This window comes from Pseudomonas sp. NBRC 111130 (assembly GCF_001320485.1).
GTDB classification, from domain to species: Bacteria; Pseudomonadota; Gammaproteobacteria; order Pseudomonadales; family Pseudomonadaceae; genus Aquipseudomonas; species Aquipseudomonas vlassakiae.
Map to the genome: position 1 here is coordinate 65,646 of NZ_BCBG01000026.1, position 11,537 is coordinate 77,182.

An 11,537-nucleotide genomic window follows, 5' to 3' on the forward strand; every position below is an offset into this window, starting at 1 on the left:
ATGCCAGCGCTCACCGCCCCCTACGTCAGCCAGCTCCAGCGGCAGTTCGGCGAACGCCTGCTGCTACTTGGCGATGGCCAGCAGGCGATCCGGGAAGCCGGCAGTGGCCGAGCGATCGTGCTGCTGCACGGCATCGGCTCGGGCGCGGCGAGCTGGCTGCAAGTCGCCCAGGGCCTGCGCCAGCGGGCCCGGGTGATTGCCTGGGACGCGCCGGGTTACGGCCAGTCCGCGCCGCTGCCAATGGCCAGCCCGCGGGCTGGCGATTACGCCGCGCGCCTGGCCAGCTTGCTCGACGCGTTAGCGCTCGAGCGCTGCGTGCTGGTCGGCCATTCATTGGGGGCAATGACTGCCGCCGCCTTTGCCCAGCGCCATCCCGAGCGGGTCAGTGCACTGGTGTTGCTAAGCCCGGCACGCGGTTACGGCGCCAGGCCCGAGCAAGCGTGTGCGGTGCGCGACAAGCGCCTGCACGACCTGGCCACGCTGGGGGTCGAGCGCATCGCCCGGATGCGCAGCGCCAACCTGGTCTGCGCTAACGCCAGTGACAGCGCCCTGGCCTGGGTGCGCTGGAACATGGCACGGCTGCAGCCTGCTGGCTACCGCCAGGCCATCGAGCTGCTGTGTAGCGATGACTTGCTGCGCTATTGCGAACTACAGGTGCCTTGCCAGGTGCATTGCGGCAGTGCCGACAGTATTACCACGGCCGACGATTGCCGGGCTCTGGCCCAGGCTTTCGGCGCCCCGTTCCGACTGATCCACGGTGCCGGCCATGCCTGCGCCATCGAACAACCCGAAACAGTGGCCGGGCGCCTGGCCCGGGCACTGGACGCCTCTTTCACAGGTAGCGTGCAATGAACGATACGGATGCCATGAAGGACAATCAGGACCGCTATACCGTCCCGGGCCTGGAGCGCGGCCTGTTGCTGCTGTGCGAATTCAGCCGACAGAACCGCACCCTGACCGCCCCCGAGCTGGCCCGCCGCCTGGCACTGCCGCGCTCGACCATCTTCCGCCTGCTGAGCACCCTGGAAACCATGGGGTTCGTCACCCGCATCGCTAACGAGTACCGGCTGGGCATGTCGGTATTGCGCCTGGGCTTCGAATACCTGGCCTCGCTGGAGCTGACCGAACTGGGCCAGCCGATCCTGGCGCGGCTGTGCGATCACCTCAACTACCCGAGCAACCTGGTGGTGCGCGACGGCCGCTCGATCGTCTACGTGGCCAAAGTCTCGCCACCATCGGTGTTCTCCAGCGCGGTGACCGTGGGTACCCGCCTGCCCGCCCATGCCACGGTACTGGGGCGTGTGCTGCTGGCCGACCTGAGCCTGGCCGAGCTGCGTGAGTTGTACCCCGAGGAACACCTGGAACGGCACTCGCCAAGCACGCCGAAAACCGTGCTGGAACTGTTCGACCTGGTCCAGGCCGACCGCCTGCGCGGCTACGTGCATGGCGAAGGCTTCTTCGAATCGACCATCTCGACCCTCGCTGCGCCAGTACGCGATGCCAGTGGCCGGGTCGCCGCTGCGCTGGGCCTGACCATCCCTACCGCGCAGGTCGGCCATATCAACTTCGACAGCCTGCTGGGCCAGGTGCGCGGCAGCGCCGATGAGCTGTCCCGGCTGCTCGACTACCGACCCGGCGCTGGCCAGGTCACTGCGCTGATGAGGGACTGAAGATGAACCTCTACCAACTGCACGACAGCACCGCCATCGTCACCGGCGGTTCGTCCGGCATCGGCCTGGCCTGCGTCGAGCTGCTGCTCGAAGCAGGTGCCCGCGTGGCCTTCTGCGGCCGTAACCAGGACCGCCTGCGCAGCACCGAGGCCACCCTGCGTCAGCGCTTCCCTGAAGCACAACTGCTGGCCCAGGTGTGCGACGTGCTCGATGCCAAGGCCGTGCATGCCTTCGCCACCGCCAGCCAGGCCGCGCTGGGCCCGGCACGGGTGCTGATCAACAATGCCGGGCAGGGCCGCGTGTCGACCTTCGCCGATACCAGCGACGTCGCCTGGAGCGAAGAGCTGCAGCTGAAGTTCTTCTCGGTGATCAACCCCGTACGCGCCTTCAAACCCCAGCTGCAAGGCCAACCAGGTGCTTCGATCGTCTGCGTCAACTCGCTGCTGGCCAGCCAGCCCGAGCCGCACATGGTCGCCACCTCGGCGGCACGCGCCGGGCTGAAGAATCTGGTGCGCTCGATGGCCTTCGAGTTCGCCGAAGAAGGTATCCGGGTCAACGGCATCCTCATCGGCCTGGTCGAGTCCGGGCAGTGGCGTCGGCGCTTCGAGGCCCGTGACGAGCGTGCGCTGGACTGGGCGCAATGGACCGCCCAGCTGGCCCGCCGCAAGCAGATCCCGCTGGGCCGCCTGGGCCTGCCCAAGGAAGCCGCCCAAGCCATTCTGTTCCTCGCCTCACCGCTGTCGTCCTACACCACTGGCAGTCATATCGATGTTTCTGGAGGCTTGTCCCGCCATGCGTAACGAAAACACCGTCACCGTCGGTGCAGTGATCACCGCGTTCCTCGAACAGTGCGAGGTCAAGGCCGCCTTCGGCGTGATTTCGATCCACAACATGCCGATCCTCGACGCCTTTGCCGTACGCGGCAACATCCGCTTCATCATGGCCCGCGGCGAAGCCGGCGCCACCAACATGGCCGATGCCTACGCCCGCAGCGTCGGCGGCCTGGGCGTGTGCCTGACCTCTACCGGCACTGCCGCTGGCAATGCCGCCGGGGCCATGGTCGAAGCGCTCACCGCCGGTACCCCCTTGCTGCATATCACCGGGCAGATCGAAACACCGTACCTGGATCAGGAGCTGGCCTACATCCACGAGGCCCGCGACCAGCTGACCATGCTCAAGGCCGTGTCCAAGGCGGCCTTCCGCGTGCGTAGCGTAGAGACCGCCCTGAGCACCCTCAAGCTGGCCGTGCAAACCGCACTCACCGCGCCCACCGGCCCGGTCAGCGTGGAGATCCCGATCGATATCCAGTCGGCATTGATCCCCATGCCTGGCGACCTGTCGCCGCTGCCCATCCCGGTCGCGGTCCCGGTCCCGGAAGCCCTCGATCTGGTCGCCGAGCGCCTGGCCAGCGCCACCCGCCCGCTGCTCTGGCTCGGCGGGGGAGCCCGTCATGCCGGCGCGCAGGTCAAGCGCCTGCTGGACCTGGGCGTAGGCGTGATCACCTCGACCCAGGGCCGTGGCGTGGTCAATGAAGATGACGAGCGCTGTCTGGGTGCCTTCTCGCAGAACAAACTGGTCGAAGGCTTCATGCAGACCTGCGACGCGCTGGTGGTGGCCGGCTCGCGGCTGCGCAGCAACGAGACCTTCAAGTACGCCCTGAAGCTGCCGCGCACCACCCTGCGCATCGATGCCAACCCGGCCATTGAAGGCCGCAGCTACCCAAGCGACCTGTTCATCTGCGGTGACGCCGCGCTGGCCCTGGAAGGCCTGGCTGACCGCCTGCAAGGCCGCTTGCGCATCGACCCGGCGTTCATGAGCGAACTCAAGGCAGTGCGGGCCGAATCGCGCCGACAGCTGGTGGCAGACCTTGGCCCGTATGCGGCCATGGTCGATCAGTTGCAGGCGCAGACCGGCCGCAACTTCACCTGGGTACGCGACGTGACGCTGTCCAACAGCATCTGGGGTAATCGCCTGCTCAACCTGTACCACCCGCAGGCCGGCGTGCATGCCCTCGGTGGCGGCATCGGTCAGGGCCTGGCGATGGGCATCGGCGCAGCCATCGCTGCTGCCGAGACCGCGCCAGGGCGCAAGGTATTCGCCCTGGCCGGCGACGGCGGCTTCATCCTCAACCTGGGCGAGCTGGCGACCCTGGTGCAGGAAAAGGCCAACGTCGTGATCCTGCTGATGAACGACCAGCGCTACGGGGTGATCCGCAACATCCAGGACGCCATCTACGGCGCCCGGCACGCCTACGTCGAGCTGCATACCCCGGACTACGCCAAGCTCGCCGAATCGCTCGGCCTCAAGCACGGCCTGGTGCGCGACCTGAAGGACTTCGGCACGGTGCTCGAAGGCGCACTGGGCAGCGACGGGCCATTCCTGCTGGAAGTCGACATGCTCAGCGTCGGCCCGTTCGCCACCCGCTTCGCCGGCCCGCCCAACAGCGAAACCCGCTCGCAGAAAGCCACCGCCGCCTGAGGACCCACCCATGCTGCATATCACCATGATCGGCTGTGGCGCCATCGGCGTGGCCGTGCTGGAACTGCTGGAGCATGACCGCCAGCTGCAGGTCGACGCGGTCATCGCCTCACCCGGCTCCGAAGCGCTGGTGGCCGAGCGCCTGGCCCGCCTGCGCCGGCCGCCACAGGTGCTGACCATGCTGCCGACCGACGCGCGCCCTGATCTGCTGCTGGAATGCGCCGGGCACCGCGCTATCGAGCAGCACGTGCTGCCGGCGCTGGAGCGCGGGATCCCGTGCCTGGTGGTATCGGTCGGCGCGCTGTCGCGAGCGGGGCTGGTCGAGCGCCTGGAGCAAGCGGCGGCCCGCGGCGACACCCGCATCGAGCTGCTGCCCGGCGCCATCGGTGGCATCGACGCGCTGTCGGCGGCCAAGGTCGGCGGCCTTGACACCGTGGAGTACACCGGCCGCAAGCCGGCCCAGGCCTGGAAGGACACCCCGGCCGAGCAGGTCTGCGCCCTCGACAGCCTGTCCGAGGCCACGGTGATCTTCCAGGGCAGCGCCCGCGAGGCCGCCCGGCTGTACCCGAAGAACGCCAATGTCGCCGCCACCCTGTCGCTGGCCGGGCTCGGCCTTGACCATACCCGGGTCACCCTGGTCGCCGACCCCCACTGCCAAGAGAACGTGCACCAGGTCAAGGCCTTCGGCACCTTCGGCGGCTTTGAAATGAGCCTGCATGGCAAGCCCTTGCAAGCCAACCCGAAAACCTCGGCGCTGACCGTCTACAGCGTGGTCCGCGCCCTGGGCAACCATGCCCATGCCATTTCCATCTAGGGGAACGCCATGACACTGGAACAGACCTTACCCCTGTGCATCGCCGGCACCTGGCGCCTGGGCGGCGGTGCGCGCTACGCCACCTGCTACCCGGCCACGGGCGAACCGGTGGCCTGGCTCAACGCCGCCAGCCTGGACGACGTCGAAGCCGCCGTGCAGGGGGCACACCAGGCCTTCCTGCACAGCGGCTGGGCGCAGCGCAAACCCCACGAGCGCGCCACCGTGCTGTACCGTATCGCCGGGCTGATCCGCGAGCGCGCCGAGGAGCTGGCGCAGCTGCAGCGCCAGGACAACGGCAAACCGATCAACGAGACCCGCGCACTGGTGGCCAGCGCCGCAGGCACCTTCCAGTTCTTCGCCGCTGCCTGCGAAACCCTGGAAGAAACCATCACCCCGTCACGTGGCGACTTCGTCAGCATGAGCGTGTATGAACCGATGGGCGTGGTCGCGGCGATCACCCCGTGGAACTCGCCGATCGCCAGCGAAGCGCAAAAGGTTGCCCCGGCCCTTGCCGCTGGCAATGCCGTGGTGATCAAGCCGGCGGAGATCACCCCGCTGCTGGCCCTGCAACTGGCACGCATCTGCGACGACGCAGGGCTGCCCAAGGGACTGATCAGTGTGCTGCCGGGCAAGGGCTCGCTGCTCGGTGACGCCTTGACCCGCCACCCATTGGTCAAGCGCGTGTCGTTCACCGGCGGTACCAGCACCGGCAAGCACATCGCCCACATTGCCGCCGACAAGATGATGCCGGTATCGTTGGAGCTGGGCGGCAAATCGCCGACCATCGTGCTCGACGACGCCGACCTCGACCACGCCGTGGCGGGCGTGCTGTACGGCATCTTCAGCTCCTCGGGCGAGGCCTGCATCGCCGGCTCGCGACTGTTCGTCGCCCGGGCCTTGTACGAGCCGTTCATGGCCCGCCTGACCGCCGCCGCCGCACAACTGCGCCTGGGCGACCCGGCCGACGAACGCACGCAGATGGGCCCGTTGATCAGCGCCGCGCACCGTGAGTCGGTGGAGCGCTACGTGGCCTTGGGCCTGGCCGAAGGCGGCCGCCTGCGCCTGGGTGGTCAACGCCCGAGCGGCGGGCTGTTCGACCAGGGCTTCTTCTACCCGCCGACCATCCTCGAAGGTTTGGGCAACCAGCAGCAGGTGTGCCAGGAAGAGATCTTCGGCCCGGTGCTGGTGGCCATGCCCTTCGCCGATGAAGCAACGCTGATCAAGCAGGCCAACGACAGCCTGTACGCCCTGGCCGCGGGGATCTGGAGCCGTGACTACAAACGCGCCTGGGCACTGGGGCGCAAGCTCCAGGCCGGCACGGTGTGGATCAACACCTACAAGCAGTTCTCCATCTCGACCCCGTTCGGCGGCTGGCGCGACAGCGGCCTGGGCCGGGAAAAGGGCCGCCTGGGCATCCTGCAGTACATGGAACAGAAAAGCCTCTACTGGGGCATGAACGAACAGCCGCTGGCCTGGGCCGGCGTGGAGGCAGGGCAATGAGCGTACTGGGCATCGACGAAGTCACCTATGGCGTGGAGGACCTGGCCACCAGCGCACGCTTTTTCAGCGACTGGGGCCTGACCCCGATCAGCAGTGCCGACGACGAAGTCGTCTTCGAAACCCTCAATGGCTGCCGAGTGGTCCTGGCCGCCATCGACAAGCCCGGCCTGCCGCCGGCCATCGAGCCCGGTTCGACCGTGCGTGAAGTGGTCTGGGGCGTGGAAAGCCAGGCCGACCTTGCGCTGTACAGCCAGCGCATTGCCAACGACCCAGGCTTCGTCGAGGGCAACGGCCGCATCGGCTGCACCGACCCCAATGGCCTGGCGATCCGCCTGCAGGTCACCCGCAAGCGCGCGCTGCAGCTCGAATGCAGCGGCCACAACACCTGGCAGACCAAGGGCCGCATCAACAAGCCGGCCCCGGTGTACGAGCGCGCCACACCCATCGAAGTCGGCCACGTGGTGTTCTTCGTCACCGACGTCAACGCCTGCGAAGCTTTCTACCACGAGCGCTTCGGCTTCCAGGCCTCGGACCGCTACCCCAACCGCGGCGCCTTCCTGCGCACTGCCGAGGAAGGCGGCCACCACGACCTGTTCATGCTGCAGCTGCCGGCCCCGCGCGCTGGCCTCAACCACGTGGCCTTCACCGTGCGCGACCTGCACGAAGTATTCGGCGGCGGCATGCACATCTCGCGCTGCGGCTGGGATACCGAGATCGGCCCAGGCCGTCACCCGGTGTCGTCGGCGTTCTTCTGGTATTTCAAGAACCCGGCCGGCGCGCTGGTGGAGTACTACGCCGACGAAGATCAGCTGACCGGCGACTGGCAACCCCGTGAATTCGAACCCGGGCCGACCGTTTTCGCCGAGTGGGCGATCGCCGGGGGCATCGACGGCAACACCCGACGCCAGCAGCACGCAGAAGCGCCGCAAGGCAAATTCCTCACCGACAAACCGAAGAACAACTGAGGGCCACCCCATGAGCAACACCGAGGTCTACCTGCAGCCCCACCAGGCACGCAAACGCCCCAACACGCCATTCGAAGACCTGCTCGGCGATTCCATCGAGCGCGCCTACGGCAACGGCGTGAGTCAGCTGGGTGAATTGCTCGCCCACCTCAACCTGGCCGGCCCGCCCTGCCCGCTGACCAGCGGCGAGTGGACCGAAGACGCTTTCAAGACCCTGATGGCACGGCTGGGCGAATGACCCGCGGGAGATAGAACAAGATGAACATGCATGTAACCGTCGACCCTGTTGAACAGCACCTGGCCAATGGCCTCAAGGACCTGTGGTTCCCGGTATTGCCGTCGGAACTGCTGACTGACCGGCCGCTGTCGATCCGCCGCCTGGGCTACAAGATCGCTCTGTGGCGCGACAACGATGGCCACGTCCACGCCCTTGAGGACCACTGCCCGCACCGTGGCGCGCCGCTGTCCCAGGGGCCGGTACTGGGCGACCGCCTGCAGTGCCCGTACCACGGCGTCGAAGTACGCTGCGACGGCACCGTCACCAAGGTGCCCGGCAGCCCGGGCTGCAAGCTCGAAGGCAGCCGCCCGACGCGGATGTTCCATACCCGCGAGGTGGCCGGCGCGATCTTCCTGTTCAACGCCACCGAGCCGCACCTGGACACCCCGCCCGAGCTGGTGCTGCCCGAACAATTGACCTCGCCCGAGTGGAGCAGCTTCCTTTGCTACACCGAGTGGAAAGGCGACTACCGCTATGTGCTCGACAACGTCATGGACCCGATGCACGGCACCTACCTGCACAAGATGTCGCACTCGATGAGCGAAGGCGAGGCTACCGCCAGGTTCGTCACCCGCGATACCGAGCATGGTTTCTTCTTCGAGAAGGAAGGCCAGCGCGGCGTGAACTTCGACTGGACCGAATTCCTCGACAACGGCTGCCACTGGCTGCGCCTGGAAATTCCCTACCCAAAGACTGGCGGCCCAGGCGGCAACTTCACCATCATTGGCAGCTATACCCCGAGCAGCCGCGCCTTGGCAGCGGTATTCCACTGGCGCGCCCGACCGCTGACCGGCTGGCAGCGCGACACGTGGCGCTTCCTCTACAAGAACCGCCTGGAGGCACGACACTGGGCGGTGCTGGAACAGGACCGCGTGCTGCTGGAGTTCATGGAAGCGGACGCCAACCAGCGCGAGAACCTGTACCAGCACGACCTCGGCGTGGTGCGCCTGCGCCGCTACCTGAAAGCCAAGGCCAAGGAACAACTGGCCCTGATCGAAGCCAAACAACTGCCGTGAGGTGAGCGATGTCCAACGCATCCACAGTCAGCGCGCTGGTGCATACCCTGCGCCATGAAGCCGACGGCATCATCAGCGTCGAACTGCGGCCTTGGGGCGACACCGTGTTCGCCCCGTTCGAGGCTGGCGCGCACATCGACCTGCACCTGCCCAACGGCCTGGTGCGCAGCTATTCGCTGCTCAACTCGCCCAGTGACCAGGGCCGCTACGTGGTCGGCATCCTGCGCGACCGCGGCAGCCGCGGCGGCTCGCGCTACGTCCATGAGCAGTTGCGGGTGGGTACGCAGCTGACCATCTCGCAGCCACGCAACCACTTTGCCCTAGACACCCGCGCCAGCCACAGCGTGCTGGTAGCCGGCGGCATCGGCATCACGCCGATCTACTGCATGTTCCGGCAGTTGCTGGCACTGGGGCGCTCGGCCGAGCTGGTCTACTGCGCCCGTTCACGGCGCGAGGCGGCCTTGCTGGAGCCATTGGCAGAGCTGGGGGCGAAGGTGGTGTACCACTTCAACGACGAGAAAGGCAGTTTGCCGGACCTGGCGCATTACCTGGCGGGGCGGGCGGAGGACACGCACTTCTATTGCTGCGGGCCGACGCCGATGCTCGATGCCTTCGAAGCAGTGTGCGAGCAACTGGGGTATCAGCACGCGCATATCGAGCGCTTCACCCCCGTGGAGGTGACGGCGGCTGAGGATGCCCTGGACCGCTACAGCGTCGAGTTGAGCAAGAGTGGCAAGACCCTCGAAGTCGAACCGGGTCTCAACCTGCTGGACGTGCTGCTCGAGGCCGGTTGCGATATCGACCATAGCTGCCGTGAAGGCGTGTGCGGCTCCTGCGAGACGCGGGTGCTGGAAGGCGATATCGACCACCGCGACGGCGTGTTGAGCAAGGCCGAGCGCGCGGCCAATGGTTCGATGATGGTGTGTGTGTCGGGCTGCAAGAGCCGGCGTCTGGTGCTCGACCTCTGAGTTGCCTGTGCCGGCCACTTCGCTGGTAAACCCGCTCCCACAGGATCTCCACAGGTCCTGAATACTGCGCCGTACCTGTGCGAGCGGGTTCACCCGCGAAGGGGCCAGCCCAGGCTATTACGAAACCAAAACAATAAAACCACCCCCGGTTTTCGCTATTAGCCAGCTACCCCTCCAAAAACACCCGTTCGAGGCGGTGAGGGCCCGCTGCTGCCCGCGAAAACTGCCTCAACCTTGCAGGGCATAGCATGAACAGATACCTGATCACCCTCGGTCTGCTCGTCTCCAGTTGCACCACCCTGGCCGCCGAGCCTGGCCCGGCGGCCCCCGACCAGCCGCCCGGTACCCGCAAGCCTTTCCCACATGTCGCCTGGCGCAGCGACGACGGCCAGAGCAGCCTGGACATCGGCGGCGCCCTGAGGGTCAACTACCGCGACGAGCACTGGGACACCACCGAGAACAACGGTCGGTTCCTCTTCGACACTTTCCGCCTGGACCTCCAGGCGCGCCATCGCCAGCTGTTCGCCGACGTCGGCTACTGGTTCCAGGACGACGGCAAGCGCGCCATCGACCGCGGCTTCGTCGGCTACCGCATCGACGAGCAATCCAACCTGCAACTGGGTGCGCCGTTCAAGCCGTTCGGCCTGGAGCCCTATCCGCAGTTCGGCTGGAGCTATCACATCCCGTTCTTCATGGGCTATGGCGTCAGCGCAGGCACCGGCCTCAAGTACAGCTACAAGGACAGTGGCTGGGACCTGCAACTGGGCTACTTCCCGCGGATGCTGCCCACCGGCATCCGCTACTCACCGGAGGTCGGCCGTTTCAGCGACCTGGACGACAACGCCGTGGCCTTCACCCAGTCGCGCCAGGACAACGAAAAGCGCAACCAGGTCAACGCCCGGCTCGCCCGCACTTTCAGCGGCGAAGGCTGGAAGGCCGAGCTGGGCGCCTCGCTGTCCAGCGCCGAGTTGTACAACGCCACCACCCATGACGATGGCGACTACTGGGCGGCAGGCATGCATGCCTTGGTCAACCGCGGCAACTGGACGATCACTGGCCAGGCCATCCGCTATGAATACGATCCACGTAACCCTACGGGTGTCAGCGACGATGCGGTACTGATGGGTGGCAACGGCCTGACCCCGGCTTACCTGATCGCGTCGAAGGCGACCATCACGGCGCTCAACGTCGGTTATGACGTGTTCACGCCGGGCCTCGGCCATTTGAAGAAGGTCAAGCTGTATACCGACTACAGCCGGATGATGAAGGACAAGCGCGGCTGGGATGACTCGCAGATGTTCACCGTGGGTGTGCAGTTCCTGGCGATGCCGATCATGGCCTGGGTCGACCTGACCTGGGCGCGCAATGCCAACCCGTTCGGTGGGGCGGAGAATGGCACGGGCTGGACCAGTACCAGCTCGGTGGGGAGCAATGACTGGTATTACCGGACCAATATCAATATCGGTTATTACTTCTGAATGTCAGGTTGCCTGTACCGGCAACCGGGCCGGTACAGACACCGCAGGCAAAGGGCATTACCATGGAGCGCCTTCCTGCAACTGACCCTGAACATGCCCTGCGAATACAAGATCGTGCTCTGGCGCCTGGAGCAGGACGCCCACGGCTACCCGCCGGCCTCGGTCGAAGGTCTCTGGGCAAAACGCACCGCCACGGGCTACCAGGTCGACAGTCTGCCTTTCTATGCCTACGGCATTGCTCCCGGGGATATCATCAGCACCTGCGAAGATGGCGAGCAGTCTTGGTTCGAAACCTTGCAACAGAGCGGCGGTGCTTCGGTGTTCCGCATCCGGGTGAAGGCAGCCGCAGATGTCGAACAGGTGCGCATGGC

The 11,537-nt window shown here is 66.4% G+C and carries 12 protein-coding genes; all 12 read left to right on the forward strand.

Annotation, left to right across the window (positions count from 1 at the left end):
• A complete protein-coding gene (locus APH33_RS13990) occupies window positions 1-852 on the forward strand; it encodes an alpha/beta fold hydrolase (protein WP_054885718.1) in 852 nt (283 codons plus the stop codon).
• Window positions 849-1,670, forward strand: coding sequence for an IclR family transcriptional regulator (locus APH33_RS13995; RefSeq protein ID WP_054885719.1), 822 nt, complete (start codon window positions 849-851; stop codon window positions 1,668-1,670). Before APH33_RS13990 ends, APH33_RS13995 begins: the two co-directional genes overlap by 4 nt.
• Window positions 1,671-1,672: 2 nt before the next feature.
• Entirely contained in the window at window positions 1,673-2,470 is a 798-nt protein-coding gene (locus tag APH33_RS14000) for an SDR family oxidoreductase (protein WP_054885720.1), read from the forward strand.
• On the forward strand, window positions 2,463-4,148 hold the full coding sequence (locus APH33_RS14005; protein WP_054885721.1) for a thiamine pyrophosphate-binding protein: 1,686 nt from the start codon (window positions 2,463-2,465) through the stop codon (window positions 4,146-4,148). Before APH33_RS14000 ends, APH33_RS14005 begins: the two co-directional genes overlap by 8 nt.
• Before the next feature lie 10 nt (window positions 4,149-4,158).
• A complete protein-coding gene (locus tag APH33_RS14010; protein WP_054885722.1) occupies window positions 4,159-4,962 on the forward strand; it encodes an aspartate dehydrogenase in 804 nt (267 codons plus the stop codon).
• A gap of 9 nt (window positions 4,963-4,971) precedes the next feature.
• On the forward strand, window positions 4,972-6,462 hold the full coding sequence (locus tag APH33_RS14015) for an aldehyde dehydrogenase (protein ID WP_054885723.1): 1,491 nt from the start codon (window positions 4,972-4,974) through the stop codon (window positions 6,460-6,462).
• A complete protein-coding gene (locus APH33_RS14020; RefSeq protein ID WP_054885724.1) occupies window positions 6,459-7,427 on the forward strand; it encodes a VOC family protein in 969 nt (322 codons plus the stop codon). The genes APH33_RS14015 and APH33_RS14020 overlap by 4 nt, the downstream gene beginning before the upstream one ends.
• Window positions 7,428-7,437: 10 nt before the next feature.
• On the forward strand, window positions 7,438-7,665 hold the full coding sequence (locus APH33_RS14025; RefSeq protein WP_054885725.1) for a recombinase-like helix-turn-helix domain-containing protein: 228 nt from the start codon (window positions 7,438-7,440) through the stop codon (window positions 7,663-7,665).
• 20 nt (window positions 7,666-7,685) lie between these two features.
• Window positions 7,686-8,720, forward strand: a complete 1,035-nt coding sequence (locus APH33_RS14030; protein ID WP_054885726.1) for an aromatic ring-hydroxylating dioxygenase subunit alpha — start codon at window positions 7,686-7,688, stop codon at window positions 8,718-8,720.
• An 8-nt stretch (window positions 8,721-8,728) separates the two neighbouring features.
• Complete coding sequence (locus APH33_RS14035) at window positions 8,729-9,688, forward strand: PDR/VanB family oxidoreductase (protein WP_054885727.1); 960 nt, start codon at window positions 8,729-8,731, stop codon at window positions 9,686-9,688.
• 248 nt (window positions 9,689-9,936) lie between these two features.
• Complete coding sequence (locus APH33_RS14040) at window positions 9,937-11,166, forward strand: hypothetical protein (RefSeq protein ID WP_054885728.1); 1,230 nt, start codon at window positions 9,937-9,939, stop codon at window positions 11,164-11,166.
• Between the two features lie 93 nt (window positions 11,167-11,259).
• The coding region (locus APH33_RS14045; RefSeq protein ID WP_156351947.1) for a DUF4265 domain-containing protein at window positions 11,260-11,537 on the forward strand (278 nt) is incomplete at its 3' end.